The organism is Mycobacterium mantenii (assembly GCF_001667865.1).
GTDB classification, from domain to species: domain Bacteria; phylum Actinomycetota; class Actinomycetes; order Mycobacteriales; family Mycobacteriaceae; genus Mycobacterium; species Mycobacterium mantenii_A.
In genome coordinates, this window is sequence record NZ_LZJP01000116.1 from 73,965 (window position 1) to 98,782 (window position 24,818).

Annotated in this window: 20 protein-coding genes and 1 tRNA gene; 3 read left to right on the forward strand and 18 right to left on the reverse strand. The window is 68.0% G+C overall.

Annotated features, from left to right (window positions below; genetic code table 11):
* Positions 1-27 precede the first annotated feature (27 nt).
* From A5688_RS22780 to A5688_RS22820, 9 genes are all read right to left on the reverse strand, one after another.
* Positions 28-3,381, reverse strand: a complete 3,354-nt coding sequence (locus A5688_RS22780; protein WP_067836422.1) for an arabinosyltransferase domain-containing protein — start codon at positions 3,379-3,381, stop codon at positions 28-30.
* 199 nt (positions 3,382-3,580) lie between these two features.
* Positions 3,581-4,189 carry a maleylpyruvate isomerase family mycothiol-dependent enzyme gene (locus tag A5688_RS22785; protein ID WP_067913155.1) on the reverse strand — a complete coding sequence of 203 codons (609 nt, stop codon included), beginning with the start codon at positions 4,187-4,189 and terminating at the stop codon, positions 3,581-3,583.
* Positions 4,190-4,386: 197 nt separating this feature from the next.
* Positions 4,387-7,677 (reverse strand): arabinosyltransferase domain-containing protein, encoded by a 3,291-nt coding sequence (locus A5688_RS22790; protein WP_120312584.1) that lies wholly within the window; start codon positions 7,675-7,677, stop codon positions 4,387-4,389.
* Positions 7,678-7,683: 6 nt separating this feature from the next.
* Positions 7,684-9,588: a galactan 5-O-arabinofuranosyltransferase gene (locus tag A5688_RS22795; RefSeq protein ID WP_067913096.1), complete on the reverse strand. Its 1,905-nt coding sequence runs from the start codon at positions 9,586-9,588 to the stop codon at positions 7,684-7,686.
* A gap of 2 nt (positions 9,589-9,590) precedes the next feature.
* Positions 9,591-10,355, reverse strand: a complete 765-nt coding sequence (locus tag A5688_RS22800; protein WP_067913097.1) for a decaprenylphospho-beta-D-erythro-pentofuranosid-2-ulose 2-reductase — start codon at positions 10,353-10,355, stop codon at positions 9,591-9,593.
* Positions 10,356-11,747 (reverse strand): FAD-binding oxidoreductase, encoded by a 1,392-nt coding sequence (locus tag A5688_RS22805; protein WP_067913105.1) that lies wholly within the window; start codon positions 11,745-11,747, stop codon positions 10,356-10,358.
* A 32-nt stretch (positions 11,748-11,779) separates the two neighbouring features.
* A complete protein-coding gene (locus A5688_RS22810) occupies positions 11,780-12,145 on the reverse strand; it encodes a GtrA family protein (protein ID WP_120312405.1) in 366 nt (121 codons plus the stop codon).
* Between the two features lie 111 nt (positions 12,146-12,256).
* A complete protein-coding gene (locus A5688_RS22815) occupies positions 12,257-12,739 on the reverse strand; it encodes a GreA/GreB family elongation factor (protein ID WP_067836403.1) in 483 nt (160 codons plus the stop codon).
* Positions 12,740-12,926: 187 nt separating this feature from the next.
* Positions 12,927-13,814 carry a TauD/TfdA dioxygenase family protein gene (locus A5688_RS22820; protein WP_067913110.1) on the reverse strand — a complete coding sequence of 296 codons (888 nt, stop codon included), beginning with the start codon at positions 13,812-13,814 and terminating at the stop codon, positions 12,927-12,929.
* Positions 13,815-14,090: 276 nt separating this feature from the next.
* Here A5688_RS22820 and A5688_RS22825 point away from each other — a divergent pair, with 276 nt between their 5' ends.
* The gene (locus tag A5688_RS22825) at positions 14,091-14,528 is read left to right on the forward strand and encodes an ester cyclase (protein ID WP_067836397.1); all 438 of its coding nucleotides are present in this window, start codon (positions 14,091-14,093) and stop codon (positions 14,526-14,528) included.
* A gap of 109 nt (positions 14,529-14,637) precedes the next feature.
* On the opposite strand, the gene wzm is transcribed toward A5688_RS22825, so the two are convergent.
* From wzm to A5688_RS22850, 5 genes are all read right to left on the reverse strand, one after another.
* The gene (gene wzm / locus A5688_RS22830) at positions 14,638-15,468 is read right to left on the reverse strand and encodes a galactan export ABC transporter permease subunit Wzm/RfbD (RefSeq protein WP_067836394.1); all 831 of its coding nucleotides are present in this window, start codon (positions 15,466-15,468) and stop codon (positions 14,638-14,640) included.
* The gene (gene glfT1, locus A5688_RS22835; RefSeq protein ID WP_067836391.1) at positions 15,465-16,391 is read right to left on the reverse strand and encodes a galactofuranosyltransferase GlfT1; all 927 of its coding nucleotides are present in this window, start codon (positions 16,389-16,391) and stop codon (positions 15,465-15,467) included. Before glfT1 ends, wzm begins: the two co-directional genes overlap by 4 nt.
* Entirely contained in the window at positions 16,384-17,232 is an 849-nt protein-coding gene (gene wzt / locus A5688_RS22840) for a galactan export ABC transporter ATP-binding subunit Wzt/RfbE (RefSeq protein WP_067836388.1), read from the reverse strand. The genes glfT1 and wzt overlap by 8 nt, the downstream gene beginning before the upstream one ends.
* Before the next feature lie 15 nt (positions 17,233-17,247).
* Entirely contained in the window at positions 17,248-17,703 is a 456-nt protein-coding gene (locus A5688_RS22845) for a bacterial proteasome activator family protein (RefSeq protein WP_242660353.1), read from the reverse strand.
* 78 nt (positions 17,704-17,781) lie between these two features.
* On the reverse strand, positions 17,782-19,755 hold the full coding sequence (locus A5688_RS22850; protein ID WP_067913116.1) for a DUF6541 family protein: 1,974 nt from the start codon (positions 19,753-19,755) through the stop codon (positions 17,782-17,784).
* A gap of 118 nt (positions 19,756-19,873) precedes the next feature.
* On the opposite strand from A5688_RS22850, the gene A5688_RS22855 reads away from it, so the two are divergent.
* Entirely contained in the window at positions 19,874-21,070 is a 1,197-nt protein-coding gene (locus A5688_RS22855; protein WP_067836378.1) for a cysteine desulfurase-like protein, read from the forward strand.
* 15 nt (positions 21,071-21,085) lie between these two features.
* On the opposite strand, the gene A5688_RS22860 is transcribed toward A5688_RS22855, so the two are convergent.
* Complete coding sequence (locus tag A5688_RS22860; RefSeq protein WP_067836504.1) at positions 21,086-22,054, reverse strand: NAD(P)H-quinone oxidoreductase; 969 nt, start codon at positions 22,052-22,054, stop codon at positions 21,086-21,088.
* A 37-nt stretch (positions 22,055-22,091) separates the two neighbouring features.
* On the opposite strand from A5688_RS22860, the gene A5688_RS22865 reads away from it, so the two are divergent.
* Positions 22,092-22,178 (forward strand) — tRNA-Ser (locus A5688_RS22865).
* Between the two features lie 3 nt (positions 22,179-22,181).
* Here A5688_RS22865 and A5688_RS22870 read toward each other — a convergent pair.
* The 3 genes from A5688_RS22870 to lipE are packed head-to-tail and all read right to left on the reverse strand — an operon-like array spanning position 22,182 to position 24,794.
* Positions 22,182-23,303 carry a hypothetical protein gene (locus A5688_RS22870; RefSeq protein ID WP_067913119.1) on the reverse strand — a complete coding sequence of 374 codons (1,122 nt, stop codon included), beginning with the start codon at positions 23,301-23,303 and terminating at the stop codon, positions 22,182-22,184.
* Positions 23,304-23,340: 37 nt separating this feature from the next.
* A complete protein-coding gene (locus tag A5688_RS22875; RefSeq protein ID WP_067836373.1) occupies positions 23,341-23,529 on the reverse strand; it encodes a hypothetical protein in 189 nt (62 codons plus the stop codon).
* 29 nt (positions 23,530-23,558) lie between these two features.
* Entirely contained in the window at positions 23,559-24,794 is a 1,236-nt protein-coding gene (lipE, locus tag A5688_RS22880; protein WP_067913122.1) for a lipase LipE, read from the reverse strand.
* Positions 24,795-24,818 lie beyond the last annotated feature (24 nt).

Below are 24,818 nucleotides of genomic sequence, written 5' to 3' on the forward strand. Positions count from 1 at the left end.
GCCCGGCTTCGCCGCCCTTGCGATCGCTCATGGGAGTGCCCGAATCGGTCCCTGCCGGCTCCAGCCGTGCACTGTCATCACACCCTGTTCGATTACGGCGTCCGGCGCCTGATCAGCCGGCACCAACCGGAAGTACTGCTCCACGGATCCCCAGTCGCGATACCAGTCGCCGCGCAGATACGTCGCGACCGTCGAGGTGCGCAGCATCGTCTGCAGGAACAGGAACGGCCCGCCGGCCTCGCCGGCCTGCCACCCGTTCGACGACGACGCCGTTTGTTTGTGGTCGGGCAAAATCCGGTACTCCGGGAGTTCGGCGACGCCGAGGTGTTCGGAGAACGGCCGCTGGCACGGGAAGTTCGCGGCGGTCGCGATGTCCATCAGCACCGGTGTCCGCGATCCCATCAATTGCTGCAGGGTCTGCAGCACCGGAACTCGCGGCGGCGTGAACGCGAACCACTGGTCCGAACTCAGGTTCGGGTCGTAGGCGACGATGCGCGCGACGTTCGCCTCGGGCGGCGCCCAGGTCAGCGGGAACCGCAGATTGCGCCACGCCGGCTCCGGCCCGATGTCGATCGGCTGCACCTCCGCGAGCGGCTGGGTGGTGCCGTCTGGGCGGGTGACGCCCCACTGCAACTTCAGCGACTGGCCGTAGGTGAAGGTGCCGTCCTCTTTGTAAGACCAGATGGCGCCGGACGCCGACACGACGACGATCGGTCGGTCGCCGGTGCGCGGCGGCAGCTGGTACCAGGCCGAGGTGGCGGTGGCGGCCAGCGAGTTTTCGCCGTAGCTGCCCATCACCGGGGTCCGGGCCGGGTCGAGCCCGAACGGCAGCGCGATGTTCGAGCCGTTGATGCCGACGGGGCCCTTACCCCCGGCCGTGCCCGCGGAGTCACTCATGGCGGCGTTGGGCTTGTTCGGCGACGCGTCGGAATTCACCACGCCCGGCTTGGTGACCACCGGGTACGACCTCAGGTCGTCGCCGACGCCGTCGGGTTTGAACCCGACCGGGTTGTTGCCGCCCAGCGGGCCGTCCGGGCCGAACGTCTGCCCGGGCGCCGGCTGCAGCATCCCCGCGTTGGGGTCGGGCTCGGTCAGCACGTCATCGGCCATGGCGCAGCTGGTGGGCGACAGTCCCGAACTGATGGCGGCGAGGTTGGCCTTGCCGGTCGTGTAGAGCGGGTAGCGGAACACCGCGCCCTTGGTCAGCGAGGCCACTTCGCCGACGACCATGATGGTCGCGACCACCAGCAGCGGCGTCGACGCCAGCACCCGGTTGCGCCGGTTGTCCTTGACCTCGGTGTGCCCGGCGTAGTCCATCCGGAAGTGCTGCCAAGCGGCCAGCAGGCCGGTGACGATCGACAGCGCCAAGAACATCGAGGTCACCGGGTGGCTGGCGATGACCGGCTGGATGTCGTACCACGGCACCCCGTAGTTGCCGACGTAGAACCAGCCGTTGACGCCGGAGGTCGCCACCGCCAGCACGAACAGCAGGGCCGTGACGTACAGCGTCAGGTTGCGGCGGTTGTGCAGGCCGATCCGGGACAGGGCGAACGCGGTGACCGCGCCCAGCGCCCCGGCGAGCCCGGCGAACGCGCCGAACTGGACCGCCCACTTCGTCGGCGTGAACGTCAACAGCAGCAGGCCGACCGCGGTGGTGCCGATCAACCGCCAGGCCGGGCCGCTGGCCACGCCCGGGATCCGGCCGCGGCGCAGCAGGGTGACCAGCATCCCGAACATGCACAGCAGCAGCACCAGCACGGCGAATCGCCGCGCCATCGATCCGTCGGGGTTGGATTCCACGGTGAGGAAGTAGTAGCGCAGCCAATCCTGGTACCAGGCGATGGTCGGGCCGACCTTGTACTTGATCCGGGCGGACTCGCCGACCGTGGCCAGGGTCTGGCTGCGGAACACCACCACGAGGATCAGCGACGCCGAGGCGGCCAGCACCGCCAGCTCTGGTGCCTGGGGGTACCTCCCGCTTGCGGGGGACAGCCCGTCGGTCGCCCGGCGGCGCCGGATCGTCTGGGCGACGGCCCGCGCGCCGGTCAGCAGCGCGGCGACGGCGATCAGCCCCTGCGGTGCCAGGGTCGCGCTGAGCAGCGCCACGATGATGGCCACCGCCGCCGGGGCCAGCCGCCGCAGCGCGATCGCCCGCTCGACCAGCATCCAGGTGACCAGCACGCCGAGCGCGATCAGCGGCTCGGGTCGCAACCCGTTGTTGAACGGCAGCCACGCCGCCACGAACACCGCGCCCGCGGTGAAGACCGCTACCCGGTTGGCCGCCAGGCCGCCGCGGCCCGGCCCCAGCCGGCGCAGCACCCAATGGCTGATGATCAGCCAGCACGCGATTGCGGCGATCGTGGCGGGCAGTCGCATCCACACGCCGGCTGTGCTCACCGAGGCCATCTTGGCCAGCAGCCCCAGATACCAGTCGAAGGGTGCGTCCGTGGTGCCGAAGTAGCGGTAGTAGTCGGCGATGTAGCCCGCGCCGGGGGCGACGCGGGCGATGGTCAGGTTGTAGCCGTCGTCCGACGAGGTGGCGCCGATGACGTGCCACAGCAGCAGGGTGGCGATCACCCCGGCGTCGGCGATCCACGTCGCGACACCGACCCGGCGCCAGTTGGCCAGGTGCGTGCCGGGGCGGTACCGGGACAGCCAGGCGATGGGGGAGCGCCAGTTGAGCAGCGTGCTGCCGCCCCGGCTCCGGCGGTCCAGCACCGCGAGCGCAACGATGGCCGTCAGGACGGCCAGGGCGCCCAGGACCATCACGATCTCCTTGATGACCGTGGGCGCGGTGATGAATCGGGTGTCGATGTCGATGCGGGCCGACAGCCCCGGCCCCGCGGGTACCTTCAAGTCGGTGAAGACGCCGCCGACCTGCGGCTTCTTTTCCGGCGACAGGACACCGGAGGCGCCGGGTATGCCGACGAAGTCGGCGCCGGTCGCGCCCGCGTTGGCCCAGACGTGCAGCACGCTGCAGGCCCCGGCGGCGACGGCCGCGCGTTGTGCGACCGCGGCCACGGTGTCCCGGAACGCGACGACGACCACGTCCTGGTTGGCCCGCACGAAGAGCCCGTTCTTCCCGGCGTCCATGCCGCCGGGCGGCAGGGTGGAGACCACCAGGCCGCCGCCGGCGGGCAGGGTGGCGATGGCCGGGCAGGGAATGGAGATGTCCAGCGCGCGGGGCGCCCCCGACACCAGGGGCGCGGTGATCTGGCTGACGTGCCCGTCCGTGCTGCCTTGGGGCCACAGCACCGTCGCGGTGGTCTGCTTGACCGGAAGCAGCGGGACAGACAGGCACAGCAGGAGACCCACGATGCCCGCGATGGCGGCCACCGACCGGGGGATCCGCTGCGATCGCTCTTTACCGTCGTGGGGCACGAGGCTCGATCGTAAGCGACGCGGCTTAGTCCGCTAAGGACGCGGGGCCGCGCAGCGGGCCCGAAGACGAGTCGGGCCCACGGTCAACGCGCTGCAGCAACGCATCCTGCACCAAGAGCCGCTGAGCCCCGGACAACCCGAACGGCCGGGCAAGCGGGCGGTTCCGAGTTCGACTTGAAAATCCGCGCCCGCTTGAACGCTAGTTGCGGACCCGAGCCGCCAGGGTGTCGAGCCCCGGGCCATCGAGGTCGGCCAGGGCGGCCGGACGTCCGGTCATCGCCAAAAGCAGCGCCTCGCCGGGGCCGGTCACCTCGGGCCCGTCGCCGTGTGTCCACTCGACGTCGGTGGCGCGCAGCCGCAAACCCCTGATCCGGCGCCCCGCACCGAGCCGGGGATTACTGGGCACCAGGGGAAGGATGCGCTCGAGTCGATCGGACGGCACCTCACGTGGCCGGCCCAGCGCGCGGCGGATGTCCTGGTGATGGATCGTGCCGTCGATGAGCGCGATCATGCCGCCGAAACCTGCTGTCAATCCACGTGGTTGGAGATGGCTGCGCAGCAATTCCAGTAGCTGCTGCGGGGTCAGGGCCGCGAATTCGTTGACACCCACCTGGTTGGCCCGCACGATCCAGCCCTTGGCGAACCGCTTCAGCAGCCCCAGCGCACCAAGCTCCTCATAGCTGATCACATGCGCGACAACGTCTTTCACGTTCCACCGGGTGCACAGGGTGGACGCCTCCCAGTCCTGCGGTGTCAGGGTGGCCAGGAATTCCGCGAGGTCGGCCCGCTCGTCGCGCGCCATGGTCATCAGGTCGGATGCCCCCACGAACCGTAATTTAGCCCGATCGACGTCGGGCCTCAAGGGTTGCTTCGCGGGGCGACCCGGTGCCGCGAGAATCCACACCGCCAACTTCCTGAACCGGGGCCGGACCCTGACGCACCCGTTCAACGCCGCCCCGCCGTGATCTGACGCCGGTCGGAAGTGGACCAGAACGCGTTGTGCGCCTAGGTTTTACGCAACGGTGCCGGATTCCACAGCCCGCTGCGCGTCGCCGTCCCCAGCAGCAGGCGGGCGGGTTCGGCGTCGGGGTAGTAGGGCGTCAACCGTTGCAGCGAACCCCAATCGCGCGACCAGTCGTCCTTGAGGTAGGTGGCCACGGTGGTCGCCTTCACCAGCAACTCGGTGACACCCAGCGGCCCACCGCCGTTGTTGTCCATCACCGGCGAGTTGGCCTCGGCACCGAAGCGGTCGGGCAGGATGCGCCAGCGTGGGGTCTCGTCGAGCCCGTTCTGATGACCGAACGGTCGCTGGCAGGGGAAGGCCAGCCCGACGAGCCAGTCCAAGAACACCGGATCGGCGGAGCCGACCACGTCCTGCAGCGTGCGCAGCTGCGGCATCCGCGGCGGGGTCAGCGCGATCCAGTGCTGCGGGGCCAGGTCCTCGTCATCGGCGACCAACCGAATCTGGGTGGCGGAGTTAGGAATTGCCGACATCGGCAACCGCAGGTTGCGCCAGGCCGGGGATGCCCCCACGTCCGCGAATTGGAACGAACCGCTCGCGTGCCCGCCGGCCGCCTGCTCGTCGGTGGCCCACTGCACCTGGACCTCGCGGGGGTCGAAACGCCCGGCCGCACTCACGACCAGCAGTGGCCCCGCCTTGTCGCGGGCGGGCAGTCGGTACCAGCTGGACCGCAGGTGCGCGGGCACCTGGATACCGGAGCGCCAGCTGCCGAGCACCGGTGTGCGTGCGGGGTCGAGACCGAAGGGCAGCTGGGCCGACGAACCGTTGATCCCCGGCGCGGGTGTGGTGCCGCCCTCGGTGCCGGCCTGGTTGCTGCCGGTCTTCTCCTCGTCGTTGACGAAGCTGCGATCACCCGGACGTTCCATCACCGGGTCGGCCCGCACGTCGGCAGGAATCCCGTTGGGCGTGAAGGCTTCTGATAAGCCCGCGCCCAGGGCTTGGGCTACTTCAGGGCCCGCCGACGCGCTCACCGGCGTCAGCATTCCGGCGTTGGGATCCTGCTCCACCAGCACGTCCTCGGCCAGTCCGCACGACTTTCCGGTCAGGGCCTGCAGGTTGGAGCGGCCCACCGACCACCCCGGGTACTGGTCGGTCATCGCCAGGGTCAGCGACGCCACCTCGAACACCACCAGCACCCAGGTCGCGATTGCCAAGGGGGACTGCACGATTCCGGCCGCCCGGGCTCCCAGTCGGGTCCTGGGCGGCCCGTTGTCCGGGGCGACGAAGTGGAACCAGGCCGCCAGCAGCAGCACCACCACCGTCGCACCGAGCAGCGCGGTGGCGAAGGCGTAATGCCAGGCCGGGAACTGATTCGACCACGGCACACCGAAATTCGATACGTACCACCAGCCGTTGACACTGGCGAACGACAATGCCACCAAAAACAGCACCACGGCGGCGTACACGGTGCGATTGCGCCGGGATCGCATCGCCACGGAGGTCACCGCCACCGCGGCCAGCGCACCCAGCGGGCCGGCCAGTCCGGCGAACACCCCGAAGTGGTGGGTCCATTTGGTGGGCGTGAACATCATCGCGACGAAGGAGATGATGGTGATCCCGACGATGCGCCGGCTCGGCCCGGCGGCGGTGCCCGGAATCCGGCCCTTGCGCAACGACATTGCGACCGTGACCGCGAGCGCGAGAACCAGCGCCAGCACGGCGAAGCGACGGGCGACCGACCCGTCGGGGCTGGCCATGAACAGCCGCTCGTAGCGGATGTGTTCGTCGAACCAACTGAGGCTGGGCCCCACGGCGCGTTTGAGCATGGTGGCCTGGATCTCACCGGCCAGCGTCTGGTCGCGGAAGATCAGGATCGCGGTGACGGTGACGGCGGCCAGCAGGGGCGCGATCAGCGGCAGCGCCCCGAAGCGTTTGGAGCGGCGGTGCAGGATGGTCCGCAGCGGCCCGATCGCGACCAGCAGCGCGCCGATCGAGGCGATGCCCGTCGGCCCGGAGAACAGGGTCAGCGCACCGATGATGCAGGCGATGGCCACCGGAAGCAGCCGGCTGGTGGCCACCGCGCGTTCCACCGAGCACCAGGTGAGCAGGATGCCCAGGGCGATGATCGGCTCGGGACGCAGGCCGTTGTCCAGCGGTAGCCAGACGGCCAGGAACATGCCGGCCGCGGTCCAGGCCGCGGCGCGGTTCTGTTTGACCGCATGCCCCAGCCGCGGCATGACCTCCCGGCTGATCACCCACCAGCACGTCAGCGCCATCACCAGGGTGGGCAGCCGCATCCAGACGCTGGTGGTGCTCACGTGGGCCCACAGCGCCAGCAGGTCGTAGTACCAGCCGAACGGCGCCTCCGGCGTGCCGAACCAGCGGTAGTAGTTGGCCATGTAGCCGGCGTGCTCGGACACGCGGGCCATGGTCAGGATGTAGCCGTCGTCGGAGGTGTTGGCGCCGACGAAGTGCCACCACACCAGCACGCCGATGACCAGGGCGTCCAGGCCGCCGATCGACCACCAGCGGGCGGGCAGGAAGCGGCGGTGCCGGGTTCCGTCGGCGGTGTCGAGGATGTGCAGCGCGATCAGGGCGGCGGCGGTCATCACCAGCCCGAGGATCATCGCGGCCATCTTCAGCGGGGTGGGGCTGCTGCTGTAGCGGGTGTCGATGGTCGCCGAGAAGCTCAGGCCGGACGGGGCCGGTCCGCTGAGATCGGTGAAGACGCCGACGATCTGGGGCCGGAAGTCGTAGCCGCTCTTCTCGCCGCGCAGCGGCGCGCCGGGATGCTCGGCGTTGGGTCCCTGAGTGAGTCCGACGAACTCGGCGGTGACCCGGTCCGCGTGCGCGGTGAAGGTCAACCGCTGGCAGGCCGGACTGAGCACCTGGTTCAACGGGGCGGTGACCACCGGGACGTTGCGCACCACCAGCACCAGGTCGTTGTTGGCGCGCACGATCAGCAGTCCCCGGTCGACGGCCTTCGGAGCCTGTTTGGGCACGGTCGACAACAGCACCGTCTTGCCGGCGTTGCCTCCTCCGGTCAATCCGGCGGCGGCCTGGCACGGGACGGTGATGGTCAGATCGGTGGCGACATAGCCGATCAGCGGTGCGTCGACGCTGCCGAAGGTGCCGTTCTGCGGCCAGTTCAGTTGGGCGGTGGTCTGGTCGACCGGAAGCAGTGGGGTGGCGATCGCCAGCAGCACCCCGAGCAGCCCGGCGACGGAAGCGACCAGCCGGGCGATCCGGTGATTCGCTCCCGTGTCGTTCACGGAGCTAGATGGTAGTTCTTCGGCCGTTTGAGGCCCCGTTTGAGGCTTGGTGTCGGTGCTCATCAGCAGTTAGGTCCCGGGCTTGCGGATGGCCAGCACAAATGGGCCGACGCTTTGGACGACGAAACGCGGATTGTCGAACAGGGCGCCGCGCAGATCGACGGTATACCGCCGCACGTTGGGCTGGTTGGGGTACACGTCCTCGGCCAGCCGCAGGGTGTAGTTGCCGTTTGCGCCGCGGCGCATGAGGAAGACCGTCGGCGGCGGCCAGGGGCAGGTGTCCAGGGCGTGGATCAGCTCGTCGGCGGTCTTGAGGTTGGACCACTTGTTGATCTGCGCGGCGCGCAGGTCGAACTGTGCGAGCGGGTTGGCGTAGTGCGACGTGAGCCCCTGAAATCCCCAGTACGGATAGAAGGACAGGAAGCTGTAGTCGGCCGTCATCACGACTGTCTGATCCCGGGGCTTGCCCGTTACCTGCGTGATCGCGTGATCGATCGTGGTGTAGAACTTCTCGGCGCTGGGCGGTCGCCGGTCGCCGCGCTGCCCGTGACCGTCGGTGTCGGTGTAGGCGATGGTGAGGTCGGGCCGCAGCACGTCGGGGATGTCCTGACTGAACGCGATCGCGGCGGCCAGGCCGACGGCCCCGGCCACCGGGAGCACCGCCCGCCCCCGGGCGGACAACGCCCGCACCACCTCGACGAAGCCGAACGCCCCGGCGGCGACCAGCAACACGCTCAGGGTCGGCTGCAGCCGAAACGACAACAAGGTGGTGCGCGCCAGCGTGGTGAGCATCGACAGCAGCGACCACAGGTAGATCGCCAGCACGCCGATGGCCAGGCCGCCCGCCCGCACCGAGGAGCCGGCCCGCACCACCAGCCACAGGGTGCCGATCAGGCAGACGACGCCCAGCAGCGTGAACTGCAGCATCGGGAAGGTCAACTGGGCGCCGTCGGCCGGCAGGTAGTGCATGGCGCTCCCCGAGTTGCTGACCGGGCTGTGGACCGCACGCACGACGAACGGAAGCCAGGTCGTGCACGCGATCACCACGGCGATGCCGGCGATGACGGCCAACCGCCGCAGCGGATCGAGGGCGGCCCTGCCGCCGCCGTCTGTCCTGTTGCTGAGCCAGCGCACGCCGGCCAGCCACAGGGCCATCAGTCCGACCGCGAACGCGCTGAACCCGAACAGCAGGGTGTACCAGGTGGCCGTCCAGCCCAGGAATATCCCGGCGGCGATCACCGCCCCCCAGCCCGCGCCGGCCGGGGCGTCCGGGCGGTCACCGGCGCGCAGACCCGACCAGGTCAGCACCAGCATCGGCGGCAGCAAGACGGTGATCATCGCCGAGTACGGCTCCGGAGAGCCGTAAGCCAGTGTCACCGCGGCCGTCGCGGTAGTGACGATCAGCGCGTATTCGAACCGGACCATCCGCGACCAGAGCACCAGCGCGACCGCGACCGCGATCGTGATCGAGGTGATGGCCCACGGCTTGAAGATCTCCCAGGCCGGTGTTCCGCTGAGCGCCGCGGCGCGGCCGCCGATCCAGAACCAGCCGGGCGGGTAATACGGCGGCAGCCCGATGTAGGTCATGTCGCGCAGGGCGGGGCTGTCGGCGAGGCGCGTCAGGTACTCGGTGCGGAACTGCTGATCGACGGAGATGCCGAACAGATACAGCTTGGTCGCCCCCAGCGGCATGCCCAGCGTCACGACGGTGAACGCGGAAACGAAGACCAGCCCGGCCAGTTGGGTCAACAGCCGGCCGCGGGGGCGCGAGCAGCGCCGCCACACCCAGCCGACGGCAACCAGTCCGGCCAGGCAGCCGACCTGCCCGACGGTGGTCAGCGCGTGCAGTTGATTGGAGGACGGAAAGGCCGGCCACTGCACCCTGGAGATGGCGATCAGCGATACCACCGCGACGGCGACCGCGACCAGCACCGCCAAAGCCATCTGGCCGAGGGTGGCCAGCGCGTTACGCATGGTCAGATGGGAAGCTTGCGGAAGATGGGACGCGGGACGTGTCGCAACACCATCATCACGTAACGGAATGCTGCTGGTGCCCAAACCAATTCCTTACCTTTGGCGGCCGCGGTCACCGCGAGGTTGGCGACGTACTCCTTGTCGACGGTGAGCGGGGCTTCCTTGACGTGCGCGCTCATCCGGGTGCGCACCTGGCCGGGGCGGATCACCAGGACGCGAACACCGAACTCGCGCAACGCCTCTCCGAGCCCCAGGTAGAACCCGTCTAATCCGGCCTTGGTGGAGCCGTAGACGAAGTTGGACCGACGCACGCGCTCCCCGGCCGCCGAGCTCATCGCGATGATCTGGCCGAAACCCTGGGCCCGCATCTTCTCGCCCAGCAGGACGCCAACCGAAACTGCTGCGGTGTAGTTGATTTCGGCGGCCAGTACCGCCTTGCGCTGGTCTTGCCACAGCTCTTCGGCATCGCCGAGGATGCCGAAGGCCACAATGGCCACGTCGACATCGCCGTGGGCGAATGCCACCTCGATCATCTTCGGATGGGTGTCGGAATCGGTGGCTTCGAAGTCGATCAGCTCGACCGAGCGCGCGCCCGCGGCCTGCATCTGCGCCACCGCCGCATCCCGGCCCGGGTCATTGGGCATGGCGGCCAACACAATCCGCGCGTGTGCGTTTCGCAGGTAGCGTTCGCAGATGGCCAGGCCGATCTCGGAGGTGCCGCCGAGCAGCAGGATGGTCTGCGGATTACCTACGGCATCGAGCACCATTTAGAGCAGCTCCAAACGTCGGGCCATGTCGGAGGCGAAGACCCGCAGAGGGTCGGCCTTGCGGCGTACCGCGATCCATTCGTCGATGCGCGGATACATGGCGTGGAAGGTTTCGGCGCTTACCCGGGAATCCTTGGCGGTGTAGACCCGTCCGCCGAATTCCAGGACGCGCCTGTCGAGTTCGTTGAGGAACTCGTTGATCCCCGGCTTGTTGGGGAAGTCCATGGCGACGTTCCAGCCGGCCATCGGGAAACTCAAGGGTGCGCGGTTGCCCGGGCCGAAAAGCTTGAACACGTTCAGCGCCGAGTAGTGGCCGCTGGTCTGGATCCAGCGGATGATGGCCTTGAATTCGTTCATCGCGTCCGGCGGAACCAGGAACTGGTGTTGGGCGAAACCCCTTGGGCCGTAAGCATTATTCCAGCCGCTGACTAGGTCGAGCATGTGGTAGAACTGGGACAGGTTCTGGATCTTGCCGCTGTAGGTTCCGCCCAGCCGGTAATACACCTCGCCGATCGCCATGAACGACAGCTTGTTCATCGCGCTCACCGGAAACACATCCGGCACCGTCAACAGCTGCGGCGCATCAAATTTCAGCGGGTTCTTGGCCAGCTTCTTCGGCAGTTGGTCGAGCTTGGCCAGGCTGCCCCGGCTGACCGCGGCCCGGCCCAGCTTCGGTGGCGGACTGATCAGGTCGAACCAGGCGCTGGAGTAGGTGTAGTTGGCCTCGCTGCCGTCGAGGTGGACGGCGACCGTTTCGTCGAGGTCTTTGGTGGCGACGCCGTCGGCGATGAAGTACGCCGTCTCGGTGGGCGTCATGGCGATGGTGGCGCGCAGCACGATCCCGGTCAGGCCGTTGCCGCCGACGGTGGCCCAGAACAGCTCGGCGTCCTCCCCGTCGGGGGTGATGGCGCGGACCGTGCCGTCGGCCATCAGGAGGTCCATCGAGCGGACGTGGTTGCCGAAGCTGCCCGCGCTGTGGTGGTTCTTGCCGTGGATGTCGCAGGCGATCGCGCCGCCGACGGTGACCTGGCGCGTTCCCGGCAGCACCGGAACCCAGAGCCCGAACGGTAGCGCGGCCTTCATCAACTGGTCCAGGCTGACGCCGGCGTCGACGTCGACCAGCCGGGTGTCGGCGCTGATCGAGTGGATGCGATTAAGCCCGGTCATGTCGATCACCAGGCCGCCGCCGTTTTGGGCGTTGTCGCCGTAGGACCGGCCCAGCCCGCGGGCGATCACACCCCGGCCTTTGGGATCGCCCGAGTCGGCAACCCGGGCTACCGCCTTGGCGATCACCTCGGGATCGCGGGTGGAGAGCACCTGGGCCACCGACGGCGCGGTGCGCCCAAAGCCCATCAGCTGGGCGGGCCTAATCAGGGGATCGGTGCTCGACATCGTCAAAGAGGGTACCGCTTGCCGAGCGCGGCTCAGCGGATGCGGAAGATTACGGCCCGCTGCACGACGAAGTTGATCACCGTGGCGGTGCCCTGCGCGATCACGAACGCGACGAGCGGCGCCCACCCGCGGTAGTGCAGCAATGCCAGACACAGGTGGTTGAGCCCGACCTGCACGGCGAACGTGATGGCGTAGAGGACCATGACCGCGACGAACCGGGCGGTGCTGGGAGTCGCCTGGAACGTCCAACGGCGATTGATCAGGTAGGCCGTGATGGTGCCGACGATGAAGCTAGTGGCCTTGGATAGGTCGACCTGGACACCCGCGACCTTCCACAGCAGCAGGTAGAGCCCGAAGTCCACGATTCCGGCCAGCCCGCCGGTGACGACGAACCGGATGACCTGTGTGGTCAGATCCAGGTGCGGGCGCGCGTCCTCAGACGCGGAATCCGGAAGCGGGGCAACCATCGAGGGGAGTCTAACGGGACGGCCGGGCGCTCCCGGGAAGCGCTATTTGGGCAGCTTGACCGCGATCAGCTCCACCTGGTTCTCGCCCTGCGGGGTCGAATAGGTCACCGTGTCGCCGGGCTTGCGCCCGGCAAGGGCCTGGGCCAGCGGGCTGCGGGCGGTCAGCGTCTCGGCCTCCCGGCCGACGGGTGTCTCCTCGACGATGGAGATGACGTGCATCGTGACCACTTCGCCGTCGGCGAACCGCAGCGTCACCTCGGTGCCGCCGGGCAGCGTCTCCTCCGATGCCTCGGCGTCCGACGGGCCGGTGCGCAACCGCCGGTCCAACTCGTTGATCCGGTCGGTGAGGACAACCAGTTCCTCGGCGCGCTGGATCGCCTCGGCCGCGTCCCCGTGATCGCCCACCATCCCGCGGTCGTTCTTGACTTCGGCCTCGAGGCGGTCGCGCCGTTGCCTTAGCCGGTCCAGCTCCGCTTCGAGGTTGTTCCGCGCGGCGTCCGCTGCTGATGGGACTTTTTTGCTCACGTCGGTGGACCTTTCCCCCGGTTGCTCAGGTGGCGTTTCAGTGTGACACCACGACCAGGCGGCCGCCACCATATTGGGCAAGCCGTGTGGTCCGTTGGAGTGGCACGTCGCCGTGACCGAGTGGCGCCGCACGCCTCCGGCCGTTCGGCGAGCCGCCGGCCGCGCGACTTCTCGTCGCCCGGACGGTCTAGTCCGCCGCCCGGCGCGTCGGCGCATGCATCGCGTCGAGCCCGTCCACGGCCGTCGCAGCAATCGTGCTTCGCACCATGTGGCGCGGCTCTCGCGCCGGCCACGGCCGGCCCCGATGCATGATCGCGCGGTTGTCCCACATCACCACGTCGCCCTCGCGCCATGAGTGCAGATAGCTCGCACCGGGGGCGGTCGCCACCTCCGTCAGTTCGGCAAGCAATTCTTGCGCCGCTTTCCGCTCCATGCCCTCGATCGCGTAGGTGTGCGACGCCATGTACAGCGCCTTGCGCCCATTGACCGGGTTCCTCCAGACAAGACGCCAACACTGTGGCGGCAGCGCCGCCCGCTCCGCAGGTCCGACAAGGTCGGGCGCGATCTTGGCGCGTGAAAAGGCGTATTCGTGCCAGGCGAAGCACTCTTCCAACTTCCCCTGCAATGTCGGATCGAGGCGCTCGAACGCTAGCCGGGTGGAGACGTACTCGGTCTCACCGCCCCGCGCCGGAACGATGCGCGACGACAGCACCGAAGCGAGCGCCGGTACCCGCTTGAACGAACTGTCGGTGTGCCAAAGCTGGTTGGCCTTGTTTTCCAGGGCGAGCCGGTGATCTTCCGGCACTACGTTGCCCTGCTCGTCGAGGGTCTTGAGTTCCACGAGGTTGGTGCCGTGTCCCACCGAACCGGGCTTGGTGACCTCGAGCGGGCCGAAGCGACGCGAGAAGGCGAGTTGTGCTTCATCGGTGACGTCCTGGTCGCGAAGGACCAGCACCGAGTGCTCCTCGAACGCCGCGCGCACCGCCGCGTAGGCGGCGTCGGCCGCGGCCACGTCGTGGATGGTCACTCCGCGCAATTCGGCGGCAAAGCCCGGGCCCAACGGCACGATTTCCATCGGCGCTCTCCATCGCAATCGAGGCTTGAGCACGACTGTCCACCCAAAACGAGCCCCGGGCAACCACGCCGACACCGGTCTTCGCCGGAACCGCTTCGGCCGGCCGCGCGGCGGCAGCATGGCTGAACGGTTGACGCGGCAGTCGTACCGCTGAGCGACGAACACTCTGAGTTAGCGCGGTGAGCCTGCTATCAGCAAAGCCACCCAAGCATCGGGCGGGTGTTCTAGAGTGACGCCTATCAGGGGGGTCGTCGAGACATCGAGGAGGCCCCGTATATGACCGCCGTCGACGACATCACCAGCCTCCGCCAGCGCCGCGAGGCGATCGTCAATCAGCACGTTGAGGCGGAAAACCGGCACGATATCGAGGCGACCATCGCCACCTTCGCCCAGCCACGCTACGAGGTGAACGGCGCCCCGAGCGAGGGTGCGGAGGCCGTTCGAGAGCTGCTGCAAGGCTTAATGATCGGCCTTCCCGACCTGCACGCCGAGCTCGGCAAGATGCGCCATGCCGACGACGCAGTATTCGGCGAAGGGCTGATCACTGGGACCCACAACGGCGAATGGGCGGGCATCCCGCCGACCGGACGCCGCATCGAGATTCCGATAGTCGGGATTTTCGAATTCGACGGCGATCGGCTCTTGTGCGAGAAGGTCTACTTCGATATGGCCACCGTGCTGATTCAGATGGGTGTTCTGCCCGCGATCAGCTAAGCACGGACCGGTAGCGGCTTCAGGGTCCGTGGCACCGGCATTGCGGCATGAGGTCGGCCGGATGTGCGGGGCCGAGTGGAAGGGCACGCATGCTTCTCCGCCGGAACCGCTACACCCAGTAGGGCACCCGGGCGCGGTACTGGCGCATCGCGAAGGCGGCCAGGATCCAGCCGATGGCCGTCAGCACCAGCACCACGGCCCAGTGCCGCAGTTCCTGATGCGACCCCAGCAGCGGCGCCCGAACGATATCGAGATAGTGCAGCAGGGGGTTGAGTTCGACGATGCTCGACCAGCGCCCGGCGCCCTGCTGGCGCAGGGTGTCGTCGTTCCAGATGATCGGCGTCATGAAGAACAGCAACTGCACGATCGAAAAGAGCAACGGGCCGATATCGCGATAACGGGTCGCCAGGATGCCGAAACACAGTGACACCCAGATGCAGTTGAGCACGATCAGCCCCAGCGCCGGGACGACCGACAGGTCCGCCCACGACCACGGCTTGGGATAGATCATCGCGATGACGACGTAGATGACGATGTTGTGCGCGAACAGGATCATCTGCCGCCACACCAACCGGTAGACGTGCACGGACAGCGGCGTCGGCAACTGCTTGATCAGCCCCTCGTTGGCGACGAAGACGTCGGCGCCCTCCAGGATGGCCGCGTTGATCAGGTTCCAGATGATCAGCCCCAGCGTCACATACGGCAGGTGCACCGACAGCTCGAGGTGAAACAGCTTGGAGTACAGGCCGCCCATCGCGACGGCCGTGGTTCCCGTCGCGATGGTGATCCAGAACGGTCCCAGCACCGAGCGGCGGTAGCGCTGCTTGATGTCCTGCCAGCCCAGGTGCAGCCAGAGCTCGTGGCGACGGAAGCCATCGGCGAGATCGCCGCGGGCGCGGGTGAGGGTGCGCGACTGTGCGGCCGCGTCGACGAATGTCATGTAAGCCTCCCGGCCTGACCGAACTGCTCACGACGTCCCAAGCGCCGCAACCGGATCCATTCCAGCAGGCCGCGGGGGTCGCGGCGGGTGACCAAGAAGAACCAGCCGAATCGGACCCACTCCTGGACCAGCAGCTTGCGCAGACCGGGCTGCGACAGCAGGTAGCCGCGGTTGCGGTAGGTGTAGAACCGCTTGGTGGGGTTGTCGGGATACTGGGTGTGCATCCGTCCACCCAGGATCGGGCGGAACTCATCGGATCCGCAGGGGTGCAGGTAGATCGTGTTCAGGCAGGTACCGAACGGCAGCCCGGACCGCACCAGCCGGCGGTGCAATTCCACCTCGTCGCCGCGGATGAACAGCCGCAGGTCCGGGACGCCGACCGCGTCCAGGGTGGCGGCCCGGAACAGCGCGCCGTTGAACAGCGACGCAATCCCGGGCAGCAGGTCTTGTCCCGCCTCGGTGCGCAATTCGCTTGCGCGCCTGCGCCATACCAGGCCACGCCGCAACGGAAACGCCAGCCGTTCCGGGTCGTCCATATTGCAGACCGTCGGCGAGACCTCTGCCAGACCGTGCTTTTCGGCGCAGGCCAGCAAGGTGGCGAGCACGCCGGAGTCCTGCGGGCGACCGTCGTCGTCGGCCAGCCACACCCAATCGGCGCCCTGGGCCAGCGCGTGCAGCATGCCCAGCGCGAAACCCCCTGCGCCGCCGAGGTTTCGGCGCGATCCCAGATAGGTGGTCGGGATCGGTTGTCCGGCTACCAGATCGCGGATCCGGCCGGAGCCCGGGCCTTCGCCGGAAAAATCGTTGTCGACCACGATGAGGTGATCGGGCAGCCGGGTCTGGGTGCTCAGCACATCGAGCGACTTGGCCAGCTCGTCGGGGCGCCGGTGGGTGACGACGACGGCGAAGACGGTCTCACTCATCCCCGGATGCTCTTTGGGCCAGGGGTGTGTCGACCCGATTCGCTTCCTCGGTCTCGGCCAGCACCTCGCGGACGTGCCGGGCCGCGTCCTCCCCCTCGTACGCGCGCACCACGTCTTCGATGCCGCCGGACATGCGGATGACGCCGTGGTCGATCCACATCGCCGTCTTGCACAACCGGGCCAGGAATTCGTTGGAATGGCTGGCGAACACCAGGATTCCGGAGCGCTCGACCAAGCTCTGCAGCCGCGACTGCGCCTTCTTCAAAAAGTCGGCGTCCACCGCGCCGATGCCTTCATCGAGCAGCAGGATTTCGGGGTCGATGCTGGTGACAACACCCATCGCCAGCCGCACCCGCATGCCGGTGGAATAGGTGCGCAGCGGCATCGACAGGTAGTCGCCCAGCTCGGTGAACTCGGCGATTTCGTCGACCTTGGACAGCATCTGTTTTCGGGTCTGACCCAGGAACAGGCCGCGGATGATGATGTTCTCGTAACCGGAGATCTCGGGGTCCATGCCGACGCCGAGATCGAAGACCGGCGCGACCCTGCCGGTCACCGTGGCCCAGCCCCGGGTGGGTTCGTAGATTCCCGAAAGTAGGCGCAGCAGAGTCGATTTGCCCGCACCGTTGTGGCCCACCAGGCCGACCCGGTCGCCCAGCTCGAGGGACATGGTGATGTCGCGCAACGCCTCGATCACCACCACGTTGGAGCTGTTGCGGCCGATCGTGCCGCCGGCCTTGCCCAAGAAGGCCTTCTTCAACGAGCGCGACTTGGCGTCGAAGATGGGAAATTCCACCCACGCGTTGTGCGTCTCGATGTGAGGACCCGAAGCCGGTGCCATTGGTGCCGCGTCTGCTTACAGGTACTGACCGTGTCCGGGCGCGCCGCCCGGCTTACCCATGCCAGGGGGGAGCGCGCCTTGGCGCATCTTTTCCAGCTGCGCGCGGGCGGCCATCTGCTGGGCGAACAGAGCGGTCTGGATGCCGTGAAACAGTCCCTCCAGCCAGCCGACCAACTGTGCTTGGGCGATCCGCAATTCGGCGTCGGACGGCGCGCTGTCCTCGTTGAAGGGCAGGGTGAGGCGGTCGAGCTCCTCACGCAGTTCCGGTGCCAAACCCTCTTCCAGTTCCCGGATGCTGGTCGCGTGGATCTCGCGCAGCCGGTTACGGCTGGCCTCGTCCAGCGGTGCGGCGCGCACCTCCTCGAGCAGTTGCTTGATCATGGTGCCGATGCGCATCACCTTGGCCGGCTGCTCAACCAGGTCGGTCAGGGAACGCTCGTCGGCGTCGGCGTCGTCGGCGATCGCCATCATCCGCGGGTCGACGCCGCCGATGACTTCGACGCCGTCGTCGTCGTTGGGGGTACTCAATCCGTCACCATCCTTTGTGGACTAAGAGTGTGGCGTCGTGCCGTTTCCGCGCCATTCATAAATTCGGGCACCGCCATTGTCGTAGATCAACGCCCACGACTTCGACTTATCCAGTGACACTAGTCCTTCGGGTACGGCGAACCCCCGGACAGTCGGCGTGCTGGTGTAGATGTACCGAATATTGAGCGCTTTGATCGCTTCGAGGACCCGTGGATCGGAGTCACCTTTGCGGGCCGAGGTCCAGAAGATGTACCGGTAATAGCCCGGGCCGGTCTGCTGCGGGAAGTCATAGTGGGTCCACAGCGGGTGCAGGTCGGCGACCGCGTACATCCACGCGGTGCCGTCGACATTCGAGTTCCCGATCAGGGTGTCGTGCGCACCGGGCAGCTTGGCCAGATAGGCCATGGCCATCAGGTCGCGCTGGTCAACCATCACCGAGTCGTATTTGTCGCCGAATAACACCAGGTGCCGGTAGAAGTAATGGCGGCCGGTGAGCACGGTGGCCGCCACCAGCAGAACCGCGGTGGCCGCGATCCAGACCGGGGTGGCCAACGGTCTGAAACGGGAGGTGACCCGCTTCGCCCCCGCCACCGCCGCCAGCACGATCGCGAACAGCGCGACACCGGCCATCGGCTCCAACAACAGAGTGATGGCCGCCGAGATGCGGCGGGGATCTTTGTAGAAGAACTCGCCGAACATTCCGGCGACCGCACCGATCGGGCCGCCCAGTGGATTACCGGCGTCGATGTCCACCACGACGAGCAGCAGCCACACGGCCAGCGGCCACCAGATCTTCTTGACCAGGAAAATGACCCCGCCGATGGCGGTGACCGCGATCAGCCCGTACTGGACCGGAAAGTCGTTGAGGTGGCGGGAGTGCTGGAAGACCGCGTCGAAGACGCCCCGCTTCTTGCTGAGGTGGGTGAGAAACGAGTGTCCGGCGATGATGTCTTCCTGCCCCTGCACGCTGATGAATTGCGGCAGCAGGATCAATCCGGTGATCACGGCGACGCAGGCCAGGGCCAGGAAGTCGGCCAGCCTGCCGCGCACCGGCTGCCACAACGCCGCCATGAGCCACCAGGCCAGCAGGAACAGCAACACGATCACCCCGCCGGTGATGTGTACGGACATGACGCCCACCCACGCCAGCACGGCCGCCGGAATGCGGTCGCGGTGCCGCAGCGTGGTGGTGATCAGCACGAACGCCGGGACCGCGACCCCGTAGGCGGCCAGGTTGGGCATCGCGGCGACGCCGAATTCGACGTAGGGCAGCGCGGTGAACGACGCCGACAGCGCGGCCGCGGTGGCCGCCGCCCCGGCGCAGCACCACTGCGTGGTGCGCGGCCGCAGCAGATGCCAGGTGAACATCGCCGCGCTGGTGGGGAACAGCCAGACCGACGCCGCGACCGAACTCAGCGTGTAACCGGTGGTGGGCGCCGCCCCGGTCAGCTGGCAGAACACGGCGATCAGCGCGTGGAACACCGACGGGTAGTACAGCGTCTTATGGGTCTCGACATTGCGCAGCTCGCCCATGTGCGTCGATGACGCCTGGCCGGTGTCCAGGATGAACCGCACCTCGTTGGCGTGCCAGACGGCGTCCCAGGTGCTCGGGATGGTCTGCCAATGGGCGGCCAGGCCGCGATAGGCGGCCCACATGATGAGCAGGGCACCCAGCAGCACGCCCGCCCCCACCGTGATGGCCGGCCAGCGGCCGACCGCGCGGCCCTCGGCGTCGCGGTCCCGGTAGCGGGCGAGCAGCAGCTGCAAGCCGGTCATCAGTAGGCAGACCACGACCAGCGCGGCCAGCGCGGTCCACCCGTTCCACGGAATTCCGATGGCGCCGAACGGAATAATGGCCAGCGCGACCACGCCGTAGGTCAGCGCCGGGCCGACCGCGACCGCGACCGGCCAAGACAACTGACTGATGCGTGCGATGATCGCCCCGGGCGCTATCAGCAAAAACAATGCAATGAGCGTTCCGAACCAGAGCCCCACTCGACTAGTATGGCTGGCCGGGTGCCCTGGCTCGGGAAGCCACCAACTGGCCGGAACGTGTGTGGCACCCGCTACCGTCACAGTTTCGCAAAAAAGCGGAAGCTCTAAGGTGGCCCACATGGCATATGACGTCGCCCGGGTGCGCGGACTGCATCCGTCGCTGGGTGACGGGTGGGTGCACTTCGACGCCCCGGCCGGGATGCTGATCCCCGATTCGGTCGCGACCACGGTGTCGACGGCCTTCCGCAGGTCCGGCCCCACCACCGTGGGCGCACACCCATCCGCGCAGCGCAGTGCCGCTGTTTTGGACGCGGCACGGGCGGCGGTGGCCGATCTGTTCAACGCCGAACCCGCGGGTGTCGTGCTGGGCGCCGATCGGGCTATCCTGCTGTCCGCGCTGGCCGAGGCGTCGTCGTCGCGGGCCGGCCTGGGCTATGAAGTGGTCGTCAGCCGCCTGGACGACGAAGCCAACATCGCCCCGTGGCTGCGCGCGGCGCACCGGTACGGCGCGAAGGTCAAGTGGGCCGAGATCGACATCGAGACCGGCGAGCTCCCGACCTGGCAGTGGGAGGGCCTGATCGGGAAGTCGACCAGGCTGGTCGCGGTCGCCTCGGCCTCCGCGACGCTGGGCACGGTCACCGATCTGCGGGCGATGACCAAGCTGGTGCACGACGTGGGCGGCCTGGTCGTGGTCGACCACTCCGCCGCGGCGCCCTACCGGCTGCTCGACGTGAAGGAGACCGACGCCGACGTGGTGGCGGTGAACGCGGCGGCGTGGGGCGGTCCGCCGATCGGGGCGATCGTGTTCCGCGATCCGGCGCTGCTCAACTCGTTCAGTTCCATCTCGCCGGACCCCAAGGCCACCGGGCCGGCGCGCCTCGAGATCGGCGCGCACCAGTTCGGCCTGCTGGCCGGGGTGGTGGCCAGCATCGAGTACCTGGCGTCGCTCGACGAATCCGCGCGCGGCACCCGGCGCGAACGGTTGGCCGTGTCGATGCAATCGGCCACCTCGTATCTGAACCGGATCTACGACTACCTGATGGTGTCGTTGCGCTCGCTGCCGTTGGTCATGGTGATCGGCCGCCCCGAGGTGCGCATCCCGGTGGTCAGTTTCGCGTTGAACGGCGTGCCCGCCGAGCGCGTCGTGCAGCGGTTGGCGGACAACGGGATTCTCGCCGTCACCAACGAAAGTTCCCGCGCGCTCGATGTGTTGGGCGTCAACGACATCGGCGGCGCGGTCACCGTCGGCCTGGCGCATTACTCGACGACGGCCGAAGTCGACCAGCTGGTACGCGCGCTGGCTTCCCTGGGTTGACGCCGGGCCGGCCCGCTATACCGTCAGCACGACCTTCCCGGTCACCGTGCTTGACGTCAGTCGTTGATGCGCCTCGCCGGCCTGCTGAATGGGTATGCGCGCGCCGATGATCGGCCGGACGCTGCCCTCGGCGATCATGGGCCACACCTTGGCCGTCACGGCCTGCACGATCTCGCTCTTGCTGTTGGGCCCGGTGACCGGGCGGGCCCGCAGTGTGGTGCCGATGACGCGGGCGCGCTTGGCCAGCAGCTTGCCGATGTTGAGCTCACCCTTGATGCCGCCCTGCATGCCGATGATGACCAGCTGCCCGTCGGTGGCCAGGGCGTCGATATTGCGGTCCAGATAGGAGGCACCCATGATGTCAAAGATCACATCGGCACCGCCGGCCTCCTGCAGCCGCTGGACGAAGTCCTCGTCGCGATAGTTGATGGTGATTTCGGCGCCCAGCTCGCGGCAGAATTCCAGCTTCTCCGCCGACCCGGCCGTGACGGCCACCCGGGCACCCAACGCCCGGGCGATCTGGATCGCGTGCGTTCCGATGCCGCTGGCCCCGCCGTGCATCAGCAGCAGCTGGCCCTTGCCCAGGTGGGCGGTCAGCACCAGGTTCGACCACACGGTGCAGGCCACCTCGGGCAACCCGGCGGCGTCGATCAGGTCGACGCCGTCCGGAATGGGCAGCAGCTGGCCGGCGGGAACGGCGACGTACTCAGCGTATCCACCCCCGGCGAGCAGTGCGCAAACCTGTTGTCCGACAGACCATTCGGCGACACCGGAGCCGAGGTCGGCGATGACGCCGGACACTTCCATGCCGATGATCTCGCTCGCCCCGGGTGGGGGCGGATATTTGCCGGCGGCCTGCAGCAGATCGGCGCGGTTCACGCCGGCAGCGGCGACCTTGACCAACACCTCGCCCGGCGCGGCGGAAACGTCGGGCACTTCCTGCCAGGAGAGCTGATCGGGTGATTCGGCGACGATGGCGCGCATGGTGGCCACGCTACCGACCCCCGTTACCCTTACTCGTGGTGGCGTGGCAGAGCGGCCTAATGCACTCGCCTTGAAAGCGAGAGACGGCTAAAACCGTCCGGGGGTTCAAATCCCTCCGCCACCGCTCTCACGAGTCGACGCTCTGGTGCAGCGTCGGCGCGTAGCGCAGCACCGCACCCACACCGTCGGCCGGGGCGATCCGCTCGTCGGTGCGCACCAGGGCGGCGCCCACCGAGATCGCCGATACCGGTAGCGCCTCGTCGGCCCGCAGCGTCTTGGCGGGAGCGGCGCCCTGCTCGGACAACACGTTTTCGTCGGGGGCAAGCGTCGTCAAACCCTCGTCGGCGACGACGGTCGCATCGCCGATGTCTCCGATGATCAGTGTCTCCACCGCGCCTTGCCGCAGCGCCGAGCAGACCGCGCCGAGTCCCTCGGCCGCCAGCCCGGACTGCCGCCCGATCTCGGCGGTAAAGCGCTGCGCCGCATCGTCGATCGTGCGCAGCTGGCGTTTGACGAATTCGCTTTCGATGGCGTGCTCGATCTCGCTGAAGTCGTGACCGCTGTGGCGTGCGCCCACCTCGAGCGCCACCGCGCGCTCCTGCAACCGCTCGGGTAGCTCGGCGAGCAGATCGGAACGCGAGCGCACCTCACCGACCACGAAGATCACCTCGATCGCCTTGTCGTCGGCGAGCTCCGCGACGCGGTCGGCGACGGCCCGCAAGTTCTTGCGGCCCGCCTCTTCGGTCCGCAACTGGGGGTCGCCGTAGCCCGCGGACTCGGCACCGGCGGATTTGTGCACCGGATGGCCACCGCCGTCGACGGTCTCGGTGCGCAGCGTTCCGCCGATGTGCGTGGTGATGTCGGCACCACTGTGGTCGACGACCACCAGCACATAGTCGGGATGATCGAAGCTCTGCTCGAGAATCGGTACCAGATAAGGCAATTCGGAGACCCGCACGACATCGGTGGCCGCGGGCCGCGCCAGGTGCTCGTTGATCACCACACCGTCGGCGCTGGCGACCACCGCGCGTCCACTGCGCCCGATAGGCGGACGCAGGTTCATCACCGCGTCCTCGATCTGGTCGATGACCGTCGCGCCGGCGCCGTGCCGGTCCAGCTCTTCTCGGATCGCCCGCCACTTCAGCTCGAGTTGAGCCTCGGCGTCGTGCGTGTCGTGTGAGTCGTCGAAATACACCGAAGCGAACGGCCCCGGTGCGTCCAGCAGTTTGCGGAAGCGTTGCGAGTCCATGCCTTGTTGGTTGCCCCCCGAGCCGGGGGACAAACACCTAGCTTCGGTCGCCCTCGCTGTCGTCGAAGAAGTGCCAGTCGCCGTCCTGCTGGACTTCCATGCGCCAGCCGAGCTCGCTGTTGTCGGCCTTGTTGTCGACGAACCACGCGTGTGCGTCGTCGGCACTTTCGATGTCTTTGGTGGCGACGACGTCGCCCTTCGGATCGAGCACTCGATAGGTAGCCATGCGGGCAGTGTTCCCACAGCCCGCCGTGGTCAACCGGTCGGGATTTCGGCGGTGATCGTGTCCAGCAGGTCCGTATACCGCTTGGCCTCGGGATCCCGCCCGGGTTTACCGCTGCTCACCACGCCGGCCGACAGTCCGCGCGCGGGGTCGGCCCAGATCGCGATGTTGACCAGGCCCAGGTTCCCGAACGCGTGTGGCGCGTTGCGCCCGAACGGCCCCCACCGGTTGGTGCCGAGGATGTACCCGGTGCCCCAGCGGGCCGGATGCAGCCCGACCGCGAAATCCGGTCGTAGCCTTCGGCATTCGGTTATCGCGCCGTACATGGTCTCCGGGCTGATCACCCGCACGCCGTCGAGTTCGCCTCCGCGACGCCAGATTTCGGCGAACCGCGACATCTCCTGCGCGGTCGACACGGTGTTGGACGACGGGATGATGGTGTTGAGGAACAGCGGGGTGTTGGTAATCGGGATCATCTCGTGCACGGTGCCGCCGATCGCCTTGCGGAAGATCTGGGCGATCACCGGCGGCAACGGGCGGCCGGTGGCGTGACTCGGCGCGACCAACGGCAGGTCTTCCTCGGCGACGCCGAAGTTGGTCCACCGGAAACCCAGCGGGTCGAGGATCTCGGTGGCCAGGATCTCGCGAATCTCCTTGCCGGTGGCCGCGTAAACGAGCTCGCGCACCAGCGGGCCCCAGGTCAGCGCGTGGTAGATGTGCACCAGCCCGGGCCGGTAGAGCGGGCGCAGCTCGCCCAGCTTCTGCTGCGCGTATTCGTGGTCGTCCGCGCGTTTGACGTCCGGCTTGGCCCCGGTCGGGAAGGGCAGGCCGGCGCTGTGGGTCATGACGTGGCGGATGGTGATCCGGTGTTTGCCGTGACTGGTGAACGTGGGGATGTAGTCGCACACCCGGTCGTCGAGCGAGAAGACACCGCGCTCGACGAGCATGTGCACCACGGTCGCCGCCATTCCCTTGGCCGCCGAATACACGCAGAAGGGCGTGTCGGGGGTGACGGGGATCTTCTCCGCATCGGGCGGATCGCTCGGGGCGTTGCCCCAGCCGTGGCCGATCGCGCGGTTGAGCACGACGCGGCCGTGCTGGCGGATGCAGAGCTGGATGGCGGGGTGGAAGCCGGCCCGGTACCAGTGCTGGGCGGCCTGCCAGATCCGGTCGACGGCGGCGCTGTCGATTTCGGAGTGGTCTTCGGCGCCGATCGTCGTCACGGCGTCCAAGTCGGCCGGAACGCGGATCCTGCCGTCGGGGGTCACGGGCGCCGCTCCTCCTCATCGCTG